This is a genomic window from Melghirimyces algeriensis, assembly GCF_900182565.1.
GTDB classification, from domain to species: Bacteria; Bacillota; Bacilli; order Thermoactinomycetales; family DSM-45169; genus Melghirimyces; species Melghirimyces algeriensis.
This window is the reverse complement of the sequence record NZ_FXTI01000001.1, coordinates 359,885-384,625: the sequence shown is the minus strand read 5'-3', so window position 1 is coordinate 384,625 and position 24,741 is coordinate 359,885. Positions and strand designations below refer to the sequence as shown.

General features: G+C 47.4%; 26 protein-coding genes and 1 pseudogene. 8 read left to right on the top strand and 19 right to left on the bottom strand.

The features are described from left to right. Nucleotides 1-80 precede the first annotated feature (80 nt). From mobB to FN782_RS01750, 7 genes and pseudogenes are all read right to left on the bottom strand, one after another. Nucleotides 81-584, bottom strand: coding sequence for a molybdopterin-guanine dinucleotide biosynthesis protein B (mobB, locus tag FN782_RS01780; protein ID WP_185955974.1), 504 nt, complete (start codon nucleotides 582-584; stop codon nucleotides 81-83). A 22-nt stretch (nucleotides 585-606) separates the two neighbouring features. After that, nucleotides 607-1,593 (bottom strand): S66 family peptidase, encoded by a 987-nt coding sequence (locus tag FN782_RS01775; protein WP_142504045.1) that lies wholly within the window; start codon nucleotides 1,591-1,593, stop codon nucleotides 607-609. A 137-nt stretch (nucleotides 1,594-1,730) separates the two neighbouring features. After that, the gene (locus FN782_RS01770) at nucleotides 1,731-2,243 is read right to left on the bottom strand and encodes an adenine phosphoribosyltransferase (RefSeq protein ID WP_142504044.1); all 513 of its coding nucleotides are present in this window, start codon (nucleotides 2,241-2,243) and stop codon (nucleotides 1,731-1,733) included. Next, on the bottom strand, nucleotides 2,212-4,596 hold the full coding sequence (gene recJ / locus FN782_RS01765; protein ID WP_142504043.1) for a single-stranded-DNA-specific exonuclease RecJ: 2,385 nt from the start codon (nucleotides 4,594-4,596) through the stop codon (nucleotides 2,212-2,214). Before recJ ends, FN782_RS01770 begins: the two co-directional genes overlap by 32 nt. A gap of 105 nt (nucleotides 4,597-4,701) precedes the next feature. Continuing rightward, a complete protein-coding gene (locus FN782_RS01760; RefSeq protein WP_142504042.1) occupies nucleotides 4,702-5,595 on the bottom strand; it encodes a cation diffusion facilitator family transporter in 894 nt (297 codons plus the stop codon). Nucleotides 5,596-5,655: 60 nt separating this feature from the next. Continuing rightward, nucleotides 5,656-7,792 (bottom strand): annotated as a pseudogene (gene secD / locus FN782_RS01755) (protein translocase subunit SecD). 98 nt (nucleotides 7,793-7,890) lie between these two features. Continuing rightward, nucleotides 7,891-8,193, bottom strand: a complete 303-nt coding sequence (locus FN782_RS01750; protein ID WP_246064810.1) for a post-transcriptional regulator — start codon at nucleotides 8,191-8,193, stop codon at nucleotides 7,891-7,893. A gap of 252 nt (nucleotides 8,194-8,445) precedes the next feature. On the opposite strand from FN782_RS01750, the gene spoVB reads away from it, so the two are divergent. From spoVB to FN782_RS01730, 4 genes are all read left to right on the top strand, one after another. Then, nucleotides 8,446-10,026 carry a stage V sporulation protein B gene (spoVB, locus tag FN782_RS01745; protein ID WP_142504041.1) on the top strand — a complete coding sequence of 527 codons (1,581 nt, stop codon included), beginning with the start codon at nucleotides 8,446-8,448 and terminating at the stop codon, nucleotides 10,024-10,026. Nucleotides 10,027-10,245: 219 nt separating this feature from the next. After that, on the top strand, nucleotides 10,246-10,644 hold the full coding sequence (locus FN782_RS01740) for a TIGR04086 family membrane protein (RefSeq protein WP_142504040.1): 399 nt from the start codon (nucleotides 10,246-10,248) through the stop codon (nucleotides 10,642-10,644). Between the two features lie 124 nt (nucleotides 10,645-10,768). Further along, nucleotides 10,769-11,623 (top strand): phosphatase PAP2 family protein, encoded by an 855-nt coding sequence (locus FN782_RS01735; protein ID WP_142504039.1) that lies wholly within the window; start codon nucleotides 10,769-10,771, stop codon nucleotides 11,621-11,623. Between the two features lie 118 nt (nucleotides 11,624-11,741). After that, nucleotides 11,742-12,146, top strand: a complete 405-nt coding sequence (locus FN782_RS01730; RefSeq protein WP_142504038.1) for a DUF3862 domain-containing protein — start codon at nucleotides 11,742-11,744, stop codon at nucleotides 12,144-12,146. A gap of 61 nt (nucleotides 12,147-12,207) precedes the next feature. Here the strand turns inward: FN782_RS01730 and yajC are convergent, their stop codons facing one another. The 7 genes from yajC to ruvC all read right to left on the bottom strand — a co-directional run bounded on the left by yajC (nucleotide 12,208) and on the right by ruvC (nucleotide 17,168). Then, on the bottom strand, nucleotides 12,208-12,501 hold the full coding sequence (gene yajC / locus FN782_RS01725) for a preprotein translocase subunit YajC (RefSeq protein ID WP_142504037.1): 294 nt from the start codon (nucleotides 12,499-12,501) through the stop codon (nucleotides 12,208-12,210). A gap of 39 nt (nucleotides 12,502-12,540) precedes the next feature. Next, a complete protein-coding gene (tgt, locus tag FN782_RS01720; protein WP_142504036.1) occupies nucleotides 12,541-13,677 on the bottom strand; it encodes a tRNA guanosine(34) transglycosylase Tgt in 1,137 nt (378 codons plus the stop codon). Nucleotides 13,678-13,743: 66 nt separating this feature from the next. Beyond that, nucleotides 13,744-14,775, bottom strand: coding sequence for a tRNA preQ1(34) S-adenosylmethionine ribosyltransferase-isomerase QueA (gene queA, locus FN782_RS01715; RefSeq protein ID WP_142504035.1), 1,032 nt, complete (start codon nucleotides 14,773-14,775; stop codon nucleotides 13,744-13,746). A 39-nt stretch (nucleotides 14,776-14,814) separates the two neighbouring features. Further along, nucleotides 14,815-15,033 (bottom strand): DUF2905 domain-containing protein, encoded by a 219-nt coding sequence (locus FN782_RS01710; RefSeq protein ID WP_142504034.1) that lies wholly within the window; start codon nucleotides 15,031-15,033, stop codon nucleotides 14,815-14,817. Next, nucleotides 15,030-16,028, bottom strand: coding sequence for a Holliday junction branch migration DNA helicase RuvB (gene ruvB / locus FN782_RS01705; protein WP_142504033.1), 999 nt, complete (start codon nucleotides 16,026-16,028; stop codon nucleotides 15,030-15,032). Before ruvB ends, FN782_RS01710 begins: the two co-directional genes overlap by 4 nt. Further along, nucleotides 16,021-16,662, bottom strand: coding sequence for a Holliday junction branch migration protein RuvA (gene ruvA, locus FN782_RS01700; RefSeq protein ID WP_142504032.1), 642 nt, complete (start codon nucleotides 16,660-16,662; stop codon nucleotides 16,021-16,023). The genes ruvB and ruvA overlap by 8 nt, the downstream gene beginning before the upstream one ends. Then, nucleotides 16,659-17,168: a crossover junction endodeoxyribonuclease RuvC gene (ruvC, locus tag FN782_RS01695; protein ID WP_142504031.1), complete on the bottom strand. Its 510-nt coding sequence runs from the start codon at nucleotides 17,166-17,168 to the stop codon at nucleotides 16,659-16,661. The genes ruvA and ruvC overlap by 4 nt, the downstream gene beginning before the upstream one ends. A gap of 155 nt (nucleotides 17,169-17,323) precedes the next feature. Here ruvC and FN782_RS01690 point away from each other — a divergent pair, with 155 nt between their 5' ends. Further along, entirely contained in the window at nucleotides 17,324-17,794 is a 471-nt protein-coding gene (locus FN782_RS01690) for a hypothetical protein (RefSeq protein WP_142504030.1), read from the top strand. Nucleotides 17,795-17,901: 107 nt separating this feature from the next. Here FN782_RS01690 and FN782_RS01685 read toward each other — a convergent pair whose 3' ends face one another. Continuing rightward, entirely contained in the window at nucleotides 17,902-18,297 is a 396-nt protein-coding gene (locus FN782_RS01685) for a DUF2512 family protein (protein WP_185955973.1), read from the bottom strand. A gap of 208 nt (nucleotides 18,298-18,505) precedes the next feature. Between FN782_RS01685 and FN782_RS01680 the strand changes: the two genes are divergently transcribed. From FN782_RS01680 to FN782_RS01670, 3 genes are read left to right on the top strand one after another with little or no spacing between them, the layout of a single operon-like run. After that, nucleotides 18,506-18,748 (top strand): FeoA family protein, encoded by a 243-nt coding sequence (locus tag FN782_RS01680; RefSeq protein WP_142504028.1) that lies wholly within the window; start codon nucleotides 18,506-18,508, stop codon nucleotides 18,746-18,748. Between the two features lie 25 nt (nucleotides 18,749-18,773). Beyond that, nucleotides 18,774-19,499, top strand: coding sequence for a FeoB small GTPase domain-containing protein (locus FN782_RS01675; protein WP_142504300.1), 726 nt, complete (start codon nucleotides 18,774-18,776; stop codon nucleotides 19,497-19,499). Between the two features lie 34 nt (nucleotides 19,500-19,533). Beyond that, entirely contained in the window at nucleotides 19,534-20,871 is a 1,338-nt protein-coding gene (locus FN782_RS01670) for a nucleoside recognition domain-containing protein (protein WP_246064825.1), read from the top strand. Nucleotides 20,872-20,919: 48 nt separating this feature from the next. Here FN782_RS01670 and FN782_RS01665 read toward each other — a convergent pair whose 3' ends face one another. The 4 genes from FN782_RS01665 to FN782_RS01650 form a co-directional block, all read right to left on the bottom strand. Next, nucleotides 20,920-21,804 (bottom strand): cation diffusion facilitator family transporter, encoded by an 885-nt coding sequence (locus FN782_RS01665; protein WP_246064809.1) that lies wholly within the window; start codon nucleotides 21,802-21,804, stop codon nucleotides 20,920-20,922. Between the two features lie 106 nt (nucleotides 21,805-21,910). Continuing rightward, entirely contained in the window at nucleotides 21,911-22,672 is a 762-nt protein-coding gene (locus FN782_RS01660; RefSeq protein ID WP_142504298.1) for a YebC/PmpR family DNA-binding transcriptional regulator, read from the bottom strand. 211 nt (nucleotides 22,673-22,883) lie between these two features. Beyond that, the gene (locus FN782_RS01655; protein ID WP_142504026.1) at nucleotides 22,884-23,831 is read right to left on the bottom strand and encodes a phosphotransferase; all 948 of its coding nucleotides are present in this window, start codon (nucleotides 23,829-23,831) and stop codon (nucleotides 22,884-22,886) included. Nucleotides 23,832-23,858: 27 nt separating this feature from the next. Further along, nucleotides 23,859-24,638, bottom strand: a complete 780-nt coding sequence (locus FN782_RS01650) for a LysM peptidoglycan-binding domain-containing protein (RefSeq protein WP_142504025.1) — start codon at nucleotides 24,636-24,638, stop codon at nucleotides 23,859-23,861. Nucleotides 24,639-24,741 lie beyond the last annotated feature (103 nt).

Here is a 24,741-nt window from a genome sequence, read left to right as displayed (position 1 = left end):
CATCAGAGGGCGAATATTCGCAACTCGAATTTTTTCTTATACTACCTAGTCAGACCCCATACAACAAGCCATATGGAGTCTTAACCGTCTGTTTCTACGATCTGTTTCACCGCTTCGGTGATTCCATGCACATCGTCCCGTAAATACGATGGCAATCCTGTTCCCGTGATTCTCTTGTGACTGACAATCCCCCGTACATTGGACAATTCCCGAATCAACGACAGATGACCTTTTTCTCCAACCATCAGCAGTTTGGGATACGAAGCACGTTTAAATCCTTCAACCAAGACAACATCCATTTCCCGATAATAGGCGATCAGTTCATCCAGTTGCAGGGAACGTGGAACAATCAACACCGTCTGGTTATCAGAGGTGATGGCCACTTGATTGGCCCCTGCCTCCCGGTGCCTCCACGTATCCTTTCCCTGCTCATCCATTTCCAATGTCCCCGCATGTCGCTTGATGGTACCCACTCTCCACCCTTCTTGAGACAGCTGTGAAACACACCGGGAGAGCAAGGTGGTTTTCCTGGTTTGGGAATAGCCGACGATTTGTACAACAGGCGGAATGTCTTTGGCATCCATCCAGTCATTCCTCCTCTGCATATTAATGTTCCAAAATCATGAGTTCTGTTCGATCCTTTTCCACAGTCAGACGAGCCCAACCACCGACAGGAAAGGTAAAGAAGGGCGTTGTGTGACCAAAGTCGAGGTTCGTGACTACAGGAATCTTTGCAAGTTCCGGTTTACTTTTTAGAATAAAGCGCAGTGCTTCCTGTGTCATCCGACTCTTTTGTTGAAACCGCCCGACCACCAGTCCCCTCACCCCTTCAAAACCGGGTTGGTGCAGAAGGGATTGTAAATAGCGGTCAAACATCTGTGGATGAACTTCTTCATCATCTTCAAGCAAAAGAAGTGCCCCGTCCAAAGAAGGCATATACTCAGTTCCATGCAATAAAACCAGGGTAGACAAGTTCCCGCCCAGTATCCGGCCTTCAGTGGTTCCAGAAGATATGGGAACCCAACCCTCATTCGCTATAAATGTTCGCTTTTCCTGATCTCTGAACCAGGCATCATCACTCCATACAGGAGAAGCTTCCACTGTATATGGCTCTTGTTCCAGGAGACATTTACGGAAATATTCCAGGGTGTACTGAAACCCTTTTTTCATTGCAAAGCTGGAAAAGTGGGGGCCACTGTACGTTACCAAACCCGTTTGAGCAAAAATGGCGTGTTGCAGAGCAGTAATATCGGAATACCCACACAAAACTTTGAGATGGTTTTGGATTCTTTTATAATCCAGCCCTTTTAATAATTGGTTGCTGTTATAGCCGCCAATAACCGTCAAAATCCCTTTAACGTTTGGATCAAAAAAAGCTTCATGCAAGTCTTCCAACCGGGAAGCTACAGAAGAAGAACGCATCCGATCCATTTCTTCCGCATGACGGGCGAAAGTGACAGACAAGCCCACATCCTCCAGCTTTCTAGTAGCCACTTCCCGTAAATCCGGAGCGATGATCCCCATGCTGCGGGATGGTGCAATCACCCGAATTTCATCTCCCGGCTTCAGTTTGGGAGGAATTCTTCGATTCATGAATCATCACTCTCCAGTCCAATGAAACCATTTATTTATGGTTTTCGACATCATCCTTCGCAAACCTGCCTTGTTTCCGCCAAAACGAATAAACGCCCACCTCTGATCAAAGAAATGGGCATTTGTGGTGGTTAATCCTAATATTGCACCAATGTATAGATATCCAGATCAGGAAGTTTTTCTCTTCCGTTTAGATAAGTGAGTTCGACGACAAATGCGGCACCAACCACATCCGCCTGCAATTGCTCCAACAGGTTGAGCGTAGCATTCACCGTGCCCCCTGTGGCCAACAGATCATCCACAATCACTACGCGTTGGCCCGGCTGAATCGCGTCCTTGTGGATAGCCAGTCTGTCCTTACCGTATTCCAGGCTATAACCGGTTTCCACGGTTTCCGCCGGCAATTTCCCCGCTTTGCGAACGGGAATGAATCCAACTCCCAGCGCATACGCCAAGGGAGTTCCCACAACAAACCCGCGGGCTTCGGGCCCGATCACCAAATCAACGTGTTTATCTTTCAGATGCTTAGCCATTTGATCAATCGCGGCACGAAACGCTCTCCCATCCTTCAAAAGGGTTGTAATATCCTTAAATCGAACTCCCGCTTGCGGAAAATCTTCAATCACCCGAATCTTTTCTTTGAAGTCCATCATCTGCTCCTCCTCCATTTGGATCACTGGAACGAAGTGAAGTGATCATATGGCAAAGATCACGATAAGAAGAATATACAAGAGCATGTTGCACCTGTTCCCGCTCCTGTTGCTTACAAAACAGCGGAGATTCCGTCAATGGGCGTTTTGCCGGGCGTGAGACCACTTCCATCTGATCTCCGGACACCCGTACAAACTCCAGTTCTTCAAACACTTGAATCATAAAGGAAATCCATTGTGGAGACAATCCTGTCCATCGTGCCAACCTTTTCCTGTCAAAGGATATGCGAAGTTTCTTTTTTTGCAAAAGATAAGCATACAACTGTTTAAATTGTTCCCGGTCTGGGGTTCGCGATAACGTGCCGTCCAATTCCGCATCGCCAAAAGCGAAATACAGACGTTCCAAATCTGGAAGGTTGCGCAGGAGGTTTTGAAAGACCTGCATGGATGGAGGTAGATCCACGAGAATCAAATACCGTACCGGCTCGGAAAACTCCGCTACCATCTCTTGTTCCAACCTCTCCCATGCAACCGCCCGTCCCTGCGACAACCAAGGGTAGTTCTTTTTTTCTCCAATCATAAAAAGGGATTCCGTCCGTTTTGCCAAACGGCGAAAGCCATCTGATTGATCTCGATTACTTCTCCAGTCAAACACTTGCAGATGGGGAACAGAAAGATCCCGAATCATCAACTGGGGCAATCGGCGATTGTTCCATTCATTGATTGAAAGCTCTCCCACAATTTCCAATTGGGATAACGGTGCAATCTCATCTGCCAACTCCCCCATCCCAAATCCGACAGCCTCCAGCGAATGATTCCCATCCGTCACAGCCAGCTTCATATGGCTTTTCTCTCTGCCGATCCGCTGCAATCGGGACAGCTCTGCTTTTTTTAAGCGAAATCGTGGTGTGCGGTTTCCTTCTCCATAAGGAGCCAGGCGATCCAATTCCTCAATCAAAGGGATATCCACTTCCGAAAGGCTAAGATCCGCTTCCACCTGGGATAAAGGGATATAGTCCTCCTCTTGAAGCCATTCTCCCGCAATGCGATCCAACCTTCTATGAAGCTCTGGAAGATCTTCCTGTGGTAAGGACATGCCCGCTGCCATCTCATGTCCACCAAAGTGAGGGAGCAAATCGGAACAAGCTGTTAAGGCTCGGTAGATATCCAAACCGGCAATACTTCGGGCTGATCCCTTCGCTATTCCACTTTCCTCATCCATTCCCAATACAATGGTCGGGCGGTAATATTTTTCTACCAGCCGGGAGGCCACAATACCAATGACCCCCACATTCCATCCAGGAGCAGCGACCAAAATAAACCGTTGATGCTTTTCCGGTTCAGACTCCACCATGGCACAAGCTTCTTGAGCGATTTCTTCCACCAGTTTTTGCCGTTCGCGATTCATCCGATCCAGTTCCTCCGCAATGGAACGAGCTTTCTTCGGATCAGTCGTCAACAGAAGCTCCACAGCAGTCGCAGCGGTGTCCAGCCGTCCACTGGCGTTGATTCGAGGGGCGAGCGAAAAGCCCACATGACCGGCTCCCACTTCCTGACTCACACCTGAAACGTCCATTAAAGCAGAGAGACCCACATTCAATCGCTGATTCATCTGTATCAGTCCAAGAGATGCAATGACGCGATTTTCATCCATTAAAGGAACCAGATCGGCAATCGTTCCCAACGCCGCGATATCCAGCACTTCCTCCGGCAAACGGTCCAACAATGCCTGAGCCAGCTTCAAGGCAACCCCTACCCCTGCCAGTTGATCATAGGGATAGGAACATCCTGGCTTTTTGGGATTAATGACCGCAAACGCATCGGGTAGATGCTCCGGCGGTTCGTGATGATCCGTAATAATCAGATCCAGATTCAGCTCTTTGGCCCGTTTGGCCTCATTCACAGCGCTGATCCCTGTATCAACGGAAACAACCAGTTGAACCCCCCTTTCCTTCGCTTTTTCCAGCGCTTTCTCATTCAAGCCGTATCCTTCGGTAAAACGGTTGGGTATGTAATAGTCAACATCGGCATCAAGACTTTGGAATACTTTCATCATTAAACTGGTACTGCTGACGCCGTCTGCATCATAATCCCCATAAATCAGTATTTTTTCCTGCCGATCCAGAGCATCCCGAATTCGTTCAACTGCCTTCTGCATTCCATCCATCAAAAAGGGATCGTGAAAGTCTTTTTCACTGACGTACAAAAAACGCCGGGCTTGATCCGGCTCGGTTAATCCCCGATTCACCAGAAGACGGGCTGTAAGTGGATAAACACCCAACTCATCCACCAGTTTTTGAACCCGTGATGCATCTGCTTCGACCGGCTTCCAACGGGTTTTTGATCGAAGCATCCGGTGGTTCACCTCGCTTACCGCCTTTCATTATAGCACACCAAAGACGTGTCCAGAAAAAAGGAAGTGAAGTTTTCATCCATCTTCACTTCCTTCGATCCTGATTTATTTTGGATTGTAAGGATTAATATGAACCATAACATCGGAAACATGGGAAAAACGGTCGATCAGGGTGGATTTCACACGTTTTCCCACCCGGTGCCCTTCTTCCACGGTAATCTTGGGGTCTACAGCCACTTTCACATCGACAATCACATAAAATCCATGCTCCCTCGCCCGAAGCTCATCCACCCGAAGGACCCCCTTTACCCCGGCAACGGTCTCCACCAACTCCTGTGCATCCTCTTCATGAAGGACATGATCCAAGGTATTATGAATCGATTCCTTGGCCAATTGGTATGCCATCCGTAAAACCAAAATGGATACCAAAATCCCTGCCACCGGGTCCAGATAAATCAAAAGCGGAATATCCAATTTCCCTCCCAGGATCGCGCCACCGATTCCAATCAATGCAGCCAGAGAAGAATATACATCGGAGCGATGTTCCCAGGCATTTGCAATAATTGCCTGACTCCCAATCTTTTTTCCCAGACGATATTTGTATTGAAACATGCCTTCCTTGGCCAGCATGGAAACCAGTGCCGCAACCACAGCCAGGATGCCTGGGGAAACAGCCGGTTGAAACAGGGCCTCAAAGGAACCATAACCGATTTCAGCTCCAACCGCCCCCAAGAGAACCGACACAATAATCGCGGCGATCGTTTCCGCCTTTCCGTGCCCATAAGGATGATCCTCATCCGGAGGGGTTCTGGCCACCCGGACTCCGATTAAAACCGCCAGCGATCCGATCACATCTGAAGCAGAGTGTACGGCATCCGCCACCAGAGCCCGGCTATCGGCAATCACTCCAACAATTCCTTTTAACAGGGCTAAAATGAAATTCCCGATAATCCCCACCCATGCCCCGGTTTCCGCTTGACGCATCCGTTCCTCATTCATCCTATCGGCCTCCAAAGATGAAGCCACGGAGATCCCCGTGGCTTTTTCTCTAGACACATTCTATTCGGCAGACTGTGCTTTTAACGTTGACTTTTGCATGGAACGCCACTTCCATCCCACCCAGATCTGGCTGGCAACGAATACGGAAGAATAGGTTCCTGACAATAACCCCAGTAACAATGCCAAAGAGAAATATCGAATACTTTCCCCGCCAAAGATAAACAGGGTGAGCGCGGCAAAGACCACCGTCAGCGATGTGTTTAATGAGCGAACCAAGGTGCGTTGCAAACTGCCGTTTACTGTTTGCTTCAGATCCTCCCACGTCTTGGGATTGTCAAAACTCATGCTCTCCCAAATACGGTCAAAGATCACAATGGTATCATTCACCGAATAACCGACAATCGTCAATACCGCAGCGATGAAAACCAGATCCACTTCCCATTGAAACAGTGAAAATATCCCAATCACAAACAAGGCATCATGGAACAGAGCCAGCACTGCCGCGATGGCAAACCGATATTCAAAGCGAAGGGTTACATAGAGAATAATCCCTACAGAAGCGATCAAGACGGAGATAAAGGCATTTCTGGCCAACTCCCGACCGATAATCGGGTCCACTTTCTGTTCATTGACCCGTACCTGCTTTCCATAAGCATCACGGAAAGTTTTTTCGATATCATCCACTTCATCTGGTGACAGCACCTGACTGGTTCGAAAAATCAACCGCTCATTGTTTTCGCCAGCCTTTCGGGCATCCGGGCTCTTATAGCCCATTTCCTCCAGATGGTCTTTCGCTTCCTCCAATGAATAAGGCTTATATATTTTTATATCCACACGGGTTCCGCTGACAAAATCTACGCCCAGATTCAGCCCTTGGAGCAGAAGTGACAGAATGCCCACTCCCAGGATGACAGCGGAAATGATCAGAAAAAGCTTGCGTCGTCCGACAAAATCCAGGTTAAAGTTCACCGATCTCACTCTCCTTTACACCAAACCATCCGGGACGCCGAAGCATGTTCGATCGAACCAGTAATGTCATCAGTATTCGGGAAAGCGCTACTGCCGTAAAAAAGCTGATTACGATCCCGGTAATGAGTGAAACGGAGAAACCTCGAACACTGGATGTTCCAAAGTAAAACAGCACAGCTGCCGCAATAATGGTGGTGATATTGGCATCAAAAATGGTCAGGAAGGATCGGCGGGAACCAGAACGAAGCGCTGATGGAATACTTTTTCCATAGCGGATTTCTTCTTTGATCCGTTCATACATAATAATATTGGCGTCCACTGCCATTCCAACCCCCAGAATCAAGGCAGCGATCCCAGGTAAGGTGAGCGTTACCTGTAACAGAGAGAATGTAAGCAAAACCAGATACAGATAACTGACCAAGGTAACGACCGCCACCAAACCTGGCATCCGATAAAAGCCGATCATAAAGATAAAAATGATCAAGATCCCGTACAGTCCGGCTTCCATGCTCTTCATCAGGGATTCTTTCCCCAGGGCGGAATCCACCGCAAAACTATGTATCTCCTTCAGATCCACAGGCAGCGAACCGGCATTTAACAGTTCTGCAAATTCCTTGGCTTCCTCGGTGGTAAATCCACCTTCAATCATGGCTTCTCCATTGGAAATGACACTGTTGATCACAGGAGCAGAAATCTCCTGATCGTCCAGATAGATCGGCATGGGTTTACCCAAATATTTTTTTGTCGTCTTTGCAAATTTGTCGGCGTTTTTAAACTCTACAGTGACAATGGGTTGCCCTCGGTCGCCAATATCCTGTTTGGCCGCGCCTTCTTTCAAATCCTTTCCGTCCAAGAGCACGTCTTTTCCATCCGGTGTCCGAAACGTAAGCTTGGCTGGCTTGCCCAGAACCTCTCTCGCTTTATCCTGGTTTTTCACTCCAGCCAGTTGCACCCGGATTCGATCCGTTCCTTCCACCGAAATTTGCGGTTCTGTCACTCCCAGGACATCAATCCGTCGATTTAAGGCCTGGGCGGTATCATTTAACACTTTTGGCGTGATTTTCTGCCCATTTTCCGGCTTAGCCTGGTAAAGGACTTCAAAGCCACCCTGCAAGTCCAACCCCAGAGTGATATTCTTGGCCACCTGTTGCCCAGTTAGAGCCACCGTAGCCAGAATAGCGATCACCAGAAGGGAAAAGATCACGATTTTTCCCTTTTGAACCCTCATGCTGACGCTCCTCCTTCTCTATATAGACAACCTCTCCTATTATCCCAAGTCAGATGGACCGTGTCAATTTATGGATAATGACAAAGAAAAGCGGGCGTTTATCTTTTGTCGCCCGATCCATCTTTGTAGACGCTAAGCATTAACCAGTTCATAAATCGTGTCGCTTTCAGCGACATAATATCATTCACCAACCGGTTTAAACGGGGCCAACCCCTGCGATAGTTTTCGGATACACAGGCCCATACTTGCTCTCCGGTCACATTTTCATAACCATAATGTCGGAATTCCTCTGCCTTGCTGTTGCACAAGTCTTCGATGCATTTCATCAATTCCGATTCGCTCAGCAATTCCACAGACTGTTGCCGCCTGCTGTTAACCGCCCGCAAATTTTTCCTGGCCAATCGCTTCTCCCCCTTTTTGTTCAGCTTCTGACGATTTTTCCAGCTTGTCCAATCTCCACAGAGACTCCTGTGTTTATTCGACCATGTTTTTTGATAAAATTTTCCCCTCACGGTTCATTATATGGCGGTAACAGGCGAACAGCAAGAAAAATTGCGCAACTTCAGCAAAAGTCCCCGGACTTCTTGCAGTCATCTTCTTAGGGGGTACAGGCATAAGCTTGTATCAATCTGAGAGGAAAGAAGGGGCCTGGTTTGACTAAGCAAACATTTATACACGGTACCCTCGTATTGGTTGGCGCAGGATTTATCACCAAAGTATTGGGGTTTGTCTATCGAATCGCTCTGTCCCGTCTCATCGGAGATGAAGGAATGGGGTTATTCCAAATGGCTTTTCCCATTCTTATATTTTTCATTGGACTTACCACATTTGGGCTCCCGGTAGCCATCTCAAAGCTGGTATCTGAAGCGGAAGCGAAAAAAGATGAACAGCGTATCCGATCCATCTTGATTGTCTCTGTTCTGATCGTCACCATTTCCAGCCTTTTTTTCACCCTTCTGATTCTGGTTACCGCTCCCGTCATCGCTCGAACACTTCTGACAGATGAGCGGGCTGTCTATTCCCTGATCGGAATTGCTCCGATTCTTCCGATTGTGGCCATTTCTTCAATCTTTCGAGGATACTTTCAAGGTCGGCAACATATGAGCCCCTACGCCTTCTCCCAGGTCATAGAACAGATTGTGCGCATCTTCACCGTTCTCCTGTTGGCTCGTTATCTGTATCCTTTCGGAGTGGAATATGCTGCGGCGGGCGCCATGGTTGGGGTGGTCATCGGTGAATTTGCGGGAATGCTGTATTTGCTCCACTCCTATAAAAAGGATCCCAAGCGTCCTCCCATTCGGTTCCATCCGGGCGAAGCACTCCATCTGAAACAATGGAGGCGTTTCCGTACCACCATGGCCCGTTTGATACGGATCGCCTTTCCGGTGACCGCCAGCCGAATGGTAGGCTCCCTTTCCTATGCTGTTGAACCGATTGTCGTTTCCCAAAGCCTCGCTCTCGCTGGAATCTCAGTTGCCGCTTCCACAGCGATGTATGGCCAACTGGAGGGCATGGCGATCCCCCTTCTTTTTTTTCCGGCATTTATCACCTATGCCCTGTCCACTTCCCTGGTTCCGGCCATATCGGAAGCTGCTGCCAAAAAACAGTACCGTATGGTAGAACACCGCCTCAACCAAGCTATGCGACTCGCTCTCGTCGTAGGTGGTCCCTGTGCCGCAGTCCTTTTTGTATTGGCACTTCCACTCACCGATTTGTTGTATCACAATACATCCGTCTCCCGATTGCTTCAGATTATGGCACCCTTTGCCGTTTTCCTTTACCTTCAGGGACCATTGTCCGCCGTTCTTCAGGGATTGGATAAAGCGAAGGATGCCATGCGAAATTCTATCTTTGGTGCAGTTATTAAAACCGCTCTGATTTTTATCCTAGGCTCCCGACCCACATTGGGAATCGATGGCGTCGTCATCGCCATCAATTGCGGTATTGTCATCGTTACCGTTTTTCACTTTATCAGTGTGATCCGATATATTTCCTTTACGCTTATGGGCGGCGATTTCATCAAATTAATGGTGGCCGTTGTCGGAATGGGAGCTGTTGCCCATTGGGTGATGCTCCATACGGAGGGGGAAGCAATCCTTCGCATTCTTCTGGCTTTGTCAAGCAGCTTCATTGTTTATCTGGGATTCTTGGTTTTTCTGTCCCTCCTAAAAAAGGATGATGTCAAACGCATTCCCTATATCGGGCGTTGGCTCTCTCCATTCTTGCCACGTTGATCCTTTCACAAATTTGTTCACTCCACTGTAGACATTCTTAAAAAGGTACGATACGGAAAACATTGATTTGAAGACAAAGTATAGAAAATTCCATTTATATATGTTAAATTAAGGTTAATCATGCAGTACTTTCAAATTCGTGTTCATTTCTCCCGGCGGTCGGCATAAACAAGGAGACGTGCTCATAACCATGTACAAACACCGCCGGGAGGTGCGCAAATGAAGCAGTCTGGCATGGGCGAATCGGCTCGCCCTCTGTGGCATTCCCCCCTCCTCACCGGGATCACCATCGTTCTGGGAACGGTTTTGGCAGGTTCCGTCATCACAGCGCTTCTTCTTCGTTTTACCGGAGTGGAAGAAGCTTCACTTCCATACTTTTCTTATGGCATTAACGGAACGGCTCTGTTTTTCGGTGGTTGGGTAGCCGGACGAAAAGCCAAAGAGAAAGGATGGTTATATGGGGGGATAACGGGTATTCTGTATGTCCTCATTGTGTTGATCATCGGTTTTTTGGCTTTTGACGCCACCATACGGGTCCAACCGTTTCTCTTTACCATCTGTGCAACAAGTTTAGGTTCCCTTGGGGGAGTATTCGGGGTGAACACAGGAGTTCGCTAATCATTCAGGTTTTATGACACGGCATTCGTGGGAATATTTACCTCGGAAGGAAATCCGCTTCGGTTTCTTCTGCAACCGAAGCATTTCTTTTGTTAAATCGAACATTCATCAAGGAGTGTAGGCCGTGTTCCAATCCACCGCTGCCATTCTGGTTACGGGAGTAGTCACATTCATCGCTATTCTCGCCTGCTGTCTGCGGAAAAATCCTTTGACAGTGGTCACAACCTCGATCCGTGAGTTGGGAAGCAACCGTCTGATGCTGTTTCATCTTTTGGGATGCCTGTCCATCCTTATCATTAACAAGCTGGAAATTATGCTGGAACCTTTCCTTAAATCAAATACGACGGATTGGACTCCGTATATCCAGCTGTATGAAGAGAAAATCACTCCCTTGATCCAGCAGTTCTTCCTTCATCCTACCCTGACCTATTTCACAACCTATTTTTATGTGATTGTTTTCAGTGTGCTTATGTTTTCCGCTCTTTTTATCTATCATTATGAAAGAGATTTTCGTTCCTGGTATGCCCTGATCTATGGGATCAGTTTCAACTACTTTTTGGCTATTCCATTTTTTTTGTTTTCACCGGTACAGGAAGCATGGTACAGCCATCCAGATATCCGCTTTCTGATTCCTGAAGTCTATCCAAATTTTGAAGAACAATACCGTCATTTCTCTGGATTGGATAACTCCTTTCCCAGTTTGCACACATCCATTTCCATTACAATGGCTGCCATTGCTTTTCGATCCCGGAACCGAATGCTGGGAAGGATCAGTATCCTGTCTGCTGGCATCATTCTGTTTGCGATTCTTTACCTGGGGATTCACTGGTATCTGGATCTCATCGGAGGGGTGCTGTTGGCCTCCATCAGTACAGGTCTTGCCTTCCTGTTTTGCGAACTTCCAATCGGAAACACTTTGCTGGATCTACAACCCAAGAGGAAAACGTCTGAACAAATTTCTCACCCTTTGAATGGATAAATTTTGAATAAAACTATAATATGTGTTTTTTTGAATCAAAAAGAAGGGAAAGTATTCTATAACCAAGAATTTCATCTTGTAGAGAACCATTTTTTGAAAAAGAAAGGAGTACATATTTGTGAAAAAGGTACTTTTGGGATGTGGAAGTGTTATCGGCCTTATATTGATCGTTGGTGCTTGCTTTGCTGCATTTGGAGGAATGGAGACGGAAAAGGACCCCGTTGCTGAATCTCCTTCCCAATCCTCAACGGATGAAAACAAAGATAAAGATAAGGAAGCGGACAAGCCATCAAAATCGGAAGATCGTGAGATTACAAAGGAAAAGTATGAGCAGGTCAAAAATGGAATGAGCTATGACGAAGTGGTCAAGGTGATAGGATTTGAGGGGGAAGAGCAATCTCAAAGCGAAGTGGGCGAATACAAAACCGTCATCTATACCTGGAAAAACCCTGACGGTTCCAATATGACGGCCACCTTCCAGAATGGAGAGTTAACCTCAAAAGCCCAATTCGGGCTCAAATAGCTAAAAATTGTGGGACGGGCCAAATTGGCCCGTCCCATTTGTTGAAAGATCCATCGATGGATTAACTATCTTTATTCTCTTCCTTATTGTTCTCTTCCGGATTTACCACAGCATTTACTGCCGAACGCTCAAAAATCAATCGGGAGTTGTCATTTACCTTCAATGTGATCCGATCTTCGGTTAAATCCATGATCGTCCCATGCAAACCACCGATGGTAATGATTTTATCCCCTTTTTTCAGTGAAGAAAGCATGGCGTTTCTTTGTTTTTGCCGTTTCTGTTGGGGACGGAGAAGCAAGAAGTAAAAAACGGCAAAGATGAGTATAATCGGTAAAAACTGTGCGAGCTGTTCCATGGAAAGTCCTCCTAATCATTTAAGTCCTTTTCCCAGTGTTTAGAAATTCCGCTCCGGTGTCAATGAACCGTAGTATTGTTCGAAAAAACGGTTTCTAAAATCGAGCAAACGATCCTCCTGAATCGCCTGTTGCACCTGTTTCATCAACTGGAGCAGGAAATGCAGGTTATGATACGTGGTAAGCCGCAGACCAAAAATCTCATCCGCTTTAAGCAAATGACGGAGATACGCTCTGGAATAGTTTCGACAGGTATAACAATCACACTCCGGGTCCAACGGGGAGAAATCACGGGCATACTTTGCATTGCGAACCACAACACGTCCCCGGCTGGTCATAATGGTTCCGTTTCGAGCAATCCGTGTAGGCAAAACGCAATCAAACATATCCACTCCGCGAATGACCCCTTCTACCAGCGCATCGGGTGAACCAACACCCATCAGATACCGCGGTTTGGCTTTGGGCATGAGAGGTACGGTCCATTCCAGCGCTTCATACATCATTTCCTTGGGCTCACCAACACTCAATCCCCCGATCGCATATCCCGGAAGATCTACAGAGGTGATTTGTTTTGCACTCTCTTCTCGAAGATCGCGGTACATCCCTCCCTGGATAATCCCGAACAAGGCCTGGTCCTCTTTTCGACGATGGCTGTCAACACAACGTTTTAACCATCGATAGGTTCGGTCCGATGAATCCTTTACATAATCACGTTCTGCAGGGTGGGGCGGACACTCGTCAAAGGCCATGATCACATCCGCACCCAGCGCATTTTGAATCTCCATCGATTTCTCCGGACTGAGAAAAAGTGGTTGCCCATTCAAATGAGAGCGAAAGGAAACCCCTTCCTCAGAGATTTGACGGAGATCTGCCAAGCTGAATACTTGAAATCCCCCGCTGTCGGTAAGGATTGCTCGGTCCCAATTCATAAAACGATGCAATCCTCCCGCTTCCTGGACGACATCGTGACCTGGCCTCAGAAAAAGATGATAGGTATTGGAAAGAATAATCCCACTTCCCAACTCCTTCAACTCTTCAGGGCTCATGGTTTTTACTGTAGCCAAGGTTCCCACAGGCATAAACACAGGCGTTTTCATTGTTCCATGTGGGGTATGTAAGCGTCCGAGCCGGGCTCCGGACTGCCCGCAGGTTTTGATTAATTCGTAATGAACAGCCAATGGAGCTTCCTCCTACTTATACAGTATACCTTAAGACTTCCGCCGGATAAACAACGATTCGGCACTTTAAAGAATCAACATAGCATCCCCAAAACTGAAAAAACGATACTTTTCCCGAACCGCCTCGTGATAGGCACTTAAAATGAGTTCGCGTGAAGCAAATGCACTGACCAGCATTAAAAGCGTTGATCGGGGAAGATGGAAATTGGTGAGCAATGCATCCACCACTTGAAAACGAAATCCGGGATAGATAAATATATCCGTCCAACCACTTGTGGCCACAATTTCGCCATGCTCCTGTGCAACACTTTCCAATGTGCGCACAGAAGTCGTCCCTACGGCAACAACTCTTCTTCCCTCTGCTTTGGCTTTTTGAATGATCTTTGCCGAACGGTCAGACACCTCATAGTATTCAGCATGCATCTGATGCTCCGCCACCTTCTCCGCGGTAACCGGACGAAACGTCCCCAAACCGACATGAAGCGTAATCGGGGCGATCTGAACTCCCATCTCTTTCATCTGTTCCAACAACTCAGGAGTAAAATGAAGACCTGCCGTTGGAGCTGCAGCGGAACCAACGTTTTTTGAGTATACGGTCTGATACCGTTCCGGTTCATCCAACTGCTTGCGAATATAAGGGGGAAGAGGCATTTCACCCAATGATTTCAGAAGCTGTTCAATATCCGGTGCATCATATTGAAGATGGAATATTCTCCCCCCGGCAGCCTCGGTCTTTTGTTCAGCCACCGCAGTCAATACCCCATCCCCGAAACAAATTTCCGTTCCTTCCCGAACCCGCTTTGCCGGTTTCACCAATGCTTCCCATCGATTGTTCCCCAAGGGATTTAACAATAGAAGTTCAACCTTGGCTCCCGTATCCTTCTTCATTCCAACCAATCGTGCAGGCCGCACACGGGTATCATTGACAACGAGGACATCTCCGGGGATGAGGTAATTTAAAAGATCAGGAAACTTCCGGTTGGTCACTGTCCCCTCTTCTCTGTCCACAACCATCAGTCGGGAGTTGCTGCGCTCCCTGATCGGTTCTTGTGCAATCAATTCTTCCGGTAAATGAAAATCAAACATAGTTACATCCATACATCGATCGTCCTCTCTGACAGGAAAAACGCCCGCCCCTCACCGGAACAGGCGAAACAGGTATAATAGGAAAGAAAGAACCAAACTGATCACAATACTGGATACAATCGGAAAGTAAAATGAAATATTTTCCTTTTTAATCACAATATCTCCGGGAAGTCGCCCCAGGTTGAAAAAGCGACCACCCAGATGCCAAATCAGACCGACAACCACCAAAGTCACACCCAGGAAAATCAGTGTTTTAGGAAACAGGTTCATTGTGGCATTTCCACCCCAAAGTGTTCGTAACAACGCGGAGTTACCATGCGCCCCCGCGGAGTTCGTTGAAGAAATCCGGTCTGCATCAGATAAGGCTCGTAGACATCTTCTATCGTGTGAGCCTCTTCACCAATCGTCGCCGCGATCGTTTCCAGACCCACCGGTCCACCGCGGAAATGTTTCATAATCGACTTTAAAAGCTTGTGATCCACTTCATCCAGTCCCAGTTTATCCACCTGAATCCGATTTAATGCGTCTTTGGCCGTTTCTGAAGTGATGATACCGTCCCCTTGCACCTGAACGAAATCCCTTACTCGCTTCAGCAGGCGATTCGCCACCCGGGGGGTTCCCCTGGATCGACAGGCGATTTCTTCCGCTCCATCCTCACGAATCGAAACCTGCAACAGATCTGCAGCCCGCATCACGATCAAGGTAAGCTCTTCTTTTTTATAATAGTCCAACCGACTGACGACCCCAAACCGATCACGCAAAGGGGAGGAAAGAGCCCCCGCACGGGTTGTGGCCCCCACCAGCGTAAATGGTGGAAGGTCCAGCCGAACCGAACGGGCACTGGGTCCTTTTCCGATTACAATGTCCAGAGCAAAATCCTCCATCGCTGGATAAAGCACTTCTTCCACGCTGCGATTCAGACGATGGATTTCATCAATGAACAGCAAATCCCCGCTTTCCAGATTTGTCAAAATCGCCGCCAAGTCACCTGGCCGTTCAATCGCCGGACCTGAAGTCGTCCGCAGCTGTACTCCCATTTCATTGGCAATAATCTGGGACAAGGTCGTTTTTCCCAATCCAGGCGGACCGTAAAGCAGCACATGATCCAGCGGATCTTTGCGAATCCGTGCCGCTTCTATGTACACTTTCAGATTTTCCTTTACCCGTGTCTGTCCGATATAATCGTTCAGATACCGAGGACGCAGGCTGAATTCCACCGGCTCGTCTTCCATCGACATATGGGAAGAGATGATTCGTTCATCCATCCCTCATTCCTCCTCCCTGCCGCTTCATGGATAATTGAAGTGCACGTCGAATCCATTCATCGAGGTTGGGAGAGGTTTCACCAAACCCTTCCCTAGCCTCTTGAACAGCCTGAGACGCCTCTCCTTCATTATATCCCAGGCTCTTCATCGCTTCAATTGCCTCCTGGGTCCGCTCACTCTCCTGTAGACCGTTGGGTGTGGACTCCTGAACCGCATCTGCAAACCGGCGGGTCCATCCTGCCTTTTCAAGCTTATCTTTTAGATCCAGCACGATCCGCTGGGCGGTCTTTTTCCCAATCCCCGGCAATTTGGTAAGAAATTTCAGATTTTCCTCTTCCACAGCCTTTACCAAATGTTTCGGCTGACCAGCTCCTGTGATCGATAGAGCCACCTTGGGACCAATGCCTGATACATCCAATAGAAGTCGGAACAGATCTCTTATATCCCGTTCCTTGAAACCGTATAACAGATGGGCATCCTCTCGGATGACTTGATGGGTAAAGACTTGAACTGTCGCTCCTTCTTCCCACTCAAAAGGATTGGAACAAAAAATCCGGTACCCCACCCCATGCGTTTCAATCAGGACAGTATCTGTTGTGCGATAAGCTACGATCCCTTTTATGTAATCAATCAACTGCCTCCCCTCCCCTTTCCAGTCTGAAGGGAAGTAAAGGTCGTGGAATGGGCTTGACAGATGGCCACTCCCAAAGCATCAGCCACATCATCCGGTTTGGGGATATCGGGAAGCTTGAGAAGTGTTTTTACCATCTCCTGAATTTGGCGCTTCTGTGCCTGTCCATATCCCACGACTGCCATCTTTACCTGAAGGGGGGTATATTCGGTAATCGCCGCTCCAGCCTCTTCCGCTGCCAGCATAATCACCCCACGTGCCTGCCCCACAGTAAAAGCAGTTGTTACATTGCGATTAAAGAACAATTTTTCAATCGCTACAACTTCAGGCTTAAAATGCGAAAACAACGTTGTCGCAGCGTCATAGATCTGTTTCAGTCGCGTTGCGGTCGGAAGACCCGCTTCCGTCTGAATACTTCCGTAATTGACCGGTTTTAACCGATTCCCTACTTGATCGATCACGCCGTAACCCACAATGGCAATGCCGGGATCGATTCCCATAATTTTCACACGTCTTCCTCCCCATCCATTCGGGAACATTTATTCTCTGATACCGAATGAATTATATCACAAGTTAACTCATTGTCGGGAGATCGTCGCATAGAAACCACCTTTTCTGTAAAAGATAAAGAGACAAAACATACACTCATAGGAGTGTTGCCAAGATGTATGGTAAGAAGATGTTCAATCTTTTTCTCGGCATTCTTCTTCTTTGTGTCGGTTGCGGAAGCAATCAATTGACTGGTCCGGAAAAGGTTGCTGTCGATTTTTATAAGAAAGTTTGGGTAGAGGGGGATTTCGATCATTCAGGTGAAATGCTAAAACACCAATCTGACGTAAAAGATCTTCGATGGCGGGTTGAACAGACCGCTACATCTAAAAAGAAAAATCCACCGATTCTGGTCACCGTCTCTCCTACGGATTCACAAATGTTCTCCAAAACCATCCTGATTCACCGACCCTCCGACAAACGGGATTATAAAGTTCGGGTCCAACGGACCAGCGGCCGATGGAAAGTGGTTAAATTTGAACAGAACTACGACTCCCGCCAAGGTGGCTATATCAATAATGATGCCTTTCAACGTTATGTACGGGAATATCCCGCTCTTACCTGGAAACGGGTAAAAAATCCTTAAAAACAGAGGGGAAGAATGGACTTCGAGCCACCTGCTCGACACCCAGAAACATCTCAAGCCGGATCATAACGCCCGGCTTCTTTTTTGTTTGTTACACATTTTTATTGTTACAAAGGCCTTTTAAGCATGTTTTTTTGTACATAAGCATGAACCACCCATTCAACCACAGCAATAAAGATTGCGGCACTCGCAAAAAAAGAAAGATTGATCAAGGTAAGATCCATCCCGTACAGACGGTTTCCCACAAATGTGATCACCATCAGGGAAAGCACGAAATCCAATAATGTAAGAATCGTATTATTGACATAGGGAAGAAGTATGATCTCTCCAACTATATAACTGACCAGAGAATATAAGAACCCAATCACCAAAAGATGAATCCAGTTCAGGTTCTGAACCCATCCCAAAGCTACAACCAGGCTTAGAAAGATTGAAGCAAACTTTATCAACAAAATTTGGAAATACCGCATCGACTCACTCCTTCCGTAAAATTTCTGATCCATTTCAGGATTCCACCAATACACAGGAATATACCTTACGACATGAATAAATCCTTGACACTTTTCACTCCATAGGCATATTATATTAATAGGGCATTTTTGCACTAAGGCAAAAATGCTTTCCTCAAGAAAAAATAATAGCTCAATAAAACATTGATGCCTAAGCGCACATTTCATAAACCATTTGCCTAATGGATTGGGAGGCACCAAGATGAATACCGAAATTCCACTGTCAGAGGCAAAACCCGGTCAAACCCTGCGCATCAACCGACTGGAACTGGATGGAACCATGCGCCGTCGTCTGCTTGACCTAGGGTTTATACCCGGTGCGGATGTTCACATTTTACGAAAAAGTCCTTTAGGTGACCCTGTTGCCCTGCGGGTAAGCAATACAACTATCGCGTTGCGAGTCGAAGAAAGCTCCAGAATATTTGGTGAAGTCTTGGGAGAGTGATCTTATGAAATATCCTTCAAAAGAGATGCCATATCGTATTGCTTTGGCTGGAAATCCAAATACAGGGAAAAGCACCCTTTTCAACACACTGACCGGGTTACGTCAACACACCGGTAACTGGCCAGGGAAAACCGTCCTGTGTGCAGAAGGGGAATATCGGTTTCAGGAAAAGAACTACACCGTCGTCGATCTTCCCGGCACCTACTCTCTTTACTCCAACTCGGCAGATGAAGAGGTGGCAAGAGACTACATTCTTTTTGAACAGCCGGATGTCACCATCGTGGTACTGGATGCCACCTCTTTGGAACGAAATCTGAACCTGGCCTTGCAAGTACTGGAAATGTCGGACCGGGTGGTGATTTGCCTGAATATGATCGATGAAGCCATTCGAAAAGGCATTCGCATCCATGACCAAAAACTATCTTCCAAGCTGGGAGTTCCCGTCGTCAAAACTTCGGCACGGGATGGCAAGGGAATCAACGAATTGAAAAAGATTGTCACAAGAGTTGCTGAAGGAAGAATCCAAACCCGTCCTTACCGAATTCGATACAGTGAAAAAATAGAAGAAAAAATTCAATCCATTCAATCCCAGATTGAAAACATCTTTGGAGATCAACTCCCATCCCGCTGGATCGCTCTCCGATTGCTGGATGGGGAGCGTTCCATGCTCAATGCCCTGAAAAAACGCATTCCCAAGGAGGGAGCACCGGATGGAGCAAACCTTAAATCCCCTTACCCAGTCGAAGCATAAGCAACTGGACTCCCTTTTTTCCGAAGCCGAATCCATGACGGAACCGTCCAGTCGGGATGAAATCGTGGGGCAGATTTTCCGGGCCTCCAAATCCATTTGCGACGAAGTGGTCCACTATCAGGATCGTCAAAAACTTCACCGCTCCGAAAAACTGGATCACATTCTAACCTCCCGGACCTGGGGATTTCCCATTATGTTGGCAATGCTGGGCGTGATCATTTGGCTCACCATCGCAGGTGCCAACGTCCCATCCTCCATGCTGGCGGAAACCTTTGGATGGTTGGAAGGTTACATTACCCTTGGTTTTCAAGCCATACACGCTCCCGATTGGCTTCATGGCCTTTTAGTATTGGGTCTCTACCGTGGGATTTCCTGGGTTGTCAGTGTCATGTTGCCACCCATGGCCATCTTTTTTCCCGCCTTCGCTCTGTTGGAGAATTTCGGATACCTGCCCCGTGTTGCCTTCAATATGGATCGTCTTTTCAAACGCTCCGGGGGACATGGGAAACAATCCCTGACAATGGCCATGGGATTCGGCTGCAATGCCGCAGCGATTATGTCTACCCGAATTATTGAATCTCCCAGAGAACGAATGCTGGCCATTTTAACCAACAATTTCGTTCCCTGTAACGGTCGATGGCCGACACTCATTTTACTTTCTTCTCTCTTTATGGCAGCCGGTGTTGCAAGCGGCTTGCAAACCTTTGCCACCGCAGCCATTGTCATGGGGATGGTATTATTTGGTGTTGTAATCACATTGTTGGTATCATGGATTTTGTCCAAGACTGCTTTAAAAGGGGTCCCTACCCATTACACCTTGGAATTGCCCCCCTATCGGCGACCCAAGTTCTGGAACACAGTCATTCGAGCCACTTTGGATAAATCTCTGTTCACCTTGAAGCGGGCAGTCATTGTGGCTGCTCCAGCGGGTGTGATCACTTGGATTTTAGCCAATATATTCATCGGCGAATTAAGCATTTTGGAACATATTGTCGCCTTCCTGGACCCCTTTGCTCGTGCTCTTGGTCTAGATGGCTTCATCCTGATGGCATTCATTCTTGGAATGCCGGCTAACGAAATTGTACTCCCCATTCTGATGATGGGATATCTGTCCACCGGAGCCATGACCGAGGTGGAAGATATGGCGGCTCTGAAACAAATCTTTCTTGATCACGGATGGACCTGGCTTACAGCTCTGAACATGATGTTGTTCTCCTTGCTTCACTATCCATGTGGAACTACTCTGATCAATATCTACAAAGAAACCAAAAGTCCCAAATGGACCTTCCTGTCTTTTGCCATTCCCACAGCAATGGCCATCGGTGTCACATTTACGGTGGCTCAGGTTGCACGGGGAATGGGTTGGGTTTGATCATCAACAGAGAGACGCTGTGGAATGCTCCATGGCGTTTCTTTTTTGTTAAATCTCTGTTTCAGGATGTTTCAACTCTGACGTTTCCACCTGAATTGTCGTATGACGGATATGAAATCGTTCCTCAACGGTTTGGATCGCTTCTTGCAGAATCGTCTGTTCATCCTGTTCATCATCGATCACCAGATGACAGCTTAATGCATCTAACCCAGAGGTAATGGTCCAAATATGAAGATCGTGAATGTTGCGTACACCACGAATCGCCTGTAACACTCTCCTGACTTCGTTCAGATCAACCGCAACCGGCGTTCCCTCCATCAGTATATGAATGCTGCGACGGATCACTCCCCACGCCCCTTTCAATATCAGGACTGCTACCAACACACTGATCACCGGATCTGCGATATACCAAGCAAACAGACTCATCAATCCACCGGCCAGTATCGCCCCCAAAGATCCCAGTGCATCCCCCAGTACATGCAGGTATGCACTTTTGAGATTCACATTCTGTGAAATATCTCCTTTTTTCATTAAAAACCACGCACTTATCAGATTGGCAACCAATCCAATTACCGCAATTGCAATTATCGGCTCACCAACCACCTCTGGTGGTGAGCGAAACCGTTGTATTGCCTCCCAAAAGATCCATCCGGTGATAAGCAATAATGTAACCCCGTTAAACAAAGCAGCCAGGATTTCCAATCGAAAGAAACCGTAACTTTTTGTCGGAGACGGAGGCCGTGTTGCAAAGCGCATAGCAACCATACTTAGAGCGAGAGAAGCGGTATCACTTAACATATGACCTGAATCAGACAGAAGAGCCAGGCTGTTGGTCAGAAGACCTCCGATGAATTCAAGCACCATCACACCGGCTGTGATGAAAAGGGCAATGGTCAATCCCTTTTTGTTTTGCTCCCGCTGATCATGATGCAATCTTTCTCCTCCTTTCTGATGCTATTGTTCCACTTGGAAAATCAAACAAACCCTGATAACAAAACAAAAAAACTGCCCACAGGGGACAGATTTGAAACGTTGATGTTCATTCACTGAGGTTTTCTTTTTCTTGTACGACATCGTCGATCTCAAAGTTGGCATATACATTTTGTACGTCATCATGATCTTCCAGTGCCTCCATCAACTGAAGGATTTTAGACACATGGTCTCCCGTTAATTTTACCGTGTTTTGAGGAACCATCGTCACCTCAGATGCGGTGAAAGAGAACTTTTCCTTCTCCAATGCATGTTTTACGTCTTCAAATTGATCCGGTGAGGTAATCACTTCAAACGTATCGGCCCCTGTTTCCAAATCTTCGGCCCCTGCCTCCAGTGCCTGAAGAAGCATATCCTCTTCATCCAGATCCACAGTTTTTCGGTCGACAACCAGAAGTCCTTTCCGATCAAACATCCAAGCAACACAACCGCTTTCACCCAAATTCCCACCACTTTTAGAAAACAGATGACGCAAATCTGCGGCAGTCCGGTTGCGGTTATCCGTCAACGCCTCTACCATCACCGCCACTCCTCCTGGGCCGTACCCTTCATAAGTGACGGATTCATAGTTGCCGCCTGCCTCTTCTCCTGTTCCACGTTTAATCGCCCGCTCAATGTTGTCATTAGGCATATTTTGAGAACGGGCCTTGGAGATGGCCAGACGCAGGCGTTGGTTTTGATCGGGATCCCCTCCTCCTTCCCTTGCCGCCACCATGATCTCACGGGACAGTTTAGCAAACAGCTTACCACGAAGTGCATCCTGACGGCCTTTACGATGTTGGATATTTTTCCATTTTGAATGGCCTGCCATCACTATCACCTCAACAAAAAAATCCATCAGTACGATAACACCAAAAGATCCACCTGCTCAAAGCGGCATGGCGGATCATCCTGATATCTTTCTAATGCAATCCATCGTTGGGTGTATATTTACACCCTCTCCGAATACTCCCATTTCGCTTCATAGCCGAAGCCAAGGTTTTCTCGCTCTCACAAAAATATCATATCATAACCACCGAATTCTACCAACCAATCCACCGATTGAGGAAGTCCCGGTAGCCGGACAGCGATTCGGCAATCTTGTTTAAATACGGAAGAGTCTTTTCTTTCATGTATCCCTCTTTGTTCAACGAAATCCCCACAGCTTCACGAAAAAATTCGTTGGGGAAACCGAGCAATGAGGCAAGAATCAACCGCTCAATCGGTGCCAGAACACGGTGAGATTCATAATTGGAAAGAATCCGCTTAAACACAACCACATCCCAACGATGTTGTGACAACGTCCTGGATAACAGTTGCCAGAGATCACCCACCTGGGCATCATAATCTGCTGTTTCAAAATCAATCAGCCATCCATTCCCTGATGAATCAATCAATACATTATGACTTGCCAGGTCACGATGGGTGAGACAACGCCGGCTTCTTTCCCAGTCCGTCCATTCTTGCAAAGGGATTTGCATCAACTTCCGTCTACTATCGTTTCCCAACCGAAGAAATTCCTTACCATACCTTCTCAGTAACTGCCCAAGCTCCCCTTCCATTTGCTCCGCTTGATCCAACAATAAAGAAAAGGAACGGTATCTTGATTCAATCCGCTCCCTTAAAGAATAAAAACGGCAATAGGGCGGTGGTGTGAGCAATCCCCGACCAGCTTGATGAAAGCGGGAGAGAAGATCAGCTGCTTTTCCAGCTTCATCCATGCGATGATAGGAAGCAGGTCGGGCATCGATCCAGGCGGTTAACAACCATGTACGACCATCCGTCCGGCACAAAGGCATTCGATCAAATCCCCGCTGACGAAGTTCACAATCCACCCAAAACCACCAACGAAGATGAGCATGCGAACGGCATGGCTTCGCCACCCACTTTCCCGAAGCAGTTTCCAACAACCATTGCTTTCGGTATTTTTGGATGTGTATCACTTGTTCTCCCAACATTCTTTCCCAGTCCAAAATATTGATACCGCTCATCCCACCCCACCCCCTTTTCAGTCGTCCCTATTTCTCTGACGAACTTTCCTTCCAATCATCTGCTTCCTCGTAAAGAAGAGAAGAAAAATCCAGGGTATCCTCTTCCTTGCCTTCCTCCTCCTCTGTTTGGAATGTTTGCTCTTCAAAAGACTGTTTCTCTGGCTGCTGCTTTGTTGCTGATTCGGGATAGGGGATCTGCGACAGTTCAAAAAAAGGGTTCATCGGTGGTGCTCCATAGCCTGTAAAAGGCTGTTGAGGCGGTTGTCCGTAACCCGGAACCATTTCAAAAGGCATCGATTGTCCCGGTTCTCCCTGCCAGGGTTGTTGTGTAAACCAGGGCGGAGGAACAGACATTGGAGGATATGGCATCTGTACAGGTGAGTGAAACGGTTCAAAGTGCCTGGATGGAGGTGGATAAGGCATTGGATACCCGTAGGAACCATCCCCCCCTGGGTAACCAGGCATGGGATAAGGTGACATCACTCCTCCATACTCCGGCGCTTTCGGCATCGGAGGAATGTTCATCGGTTCCTTCGGACGACGTTCAGGCAAGGGTTTTTCCATGGAAGATTCAGGTGATTCGGGTGATTCGAATGCTGATCTTGGTTTTTCCACCGATATGGAAGCGTTCTGCCCCATGCGTCGGTTCAATGGAACCTTTTTGCCAGGTATTCGCACCTTGCTTCCCACTTTCAATTCAGCGACATCCAGGTTTGGATTGACCTCGACTAAGCGTTTCAGAGGGATGTCAAAGCGCCGGGCTATTTTTTCAAGTGAGTCTCCCGGCTGAACAATGTGCAATTTCAAATGAAGTTCCCTCCCTTTTTAGAACATACATCTCTATATATATGCGCCTATAGGCTATTTGCACCCCCAAAGATAGAAAAATGAATATCCGATAAGCAAGGAA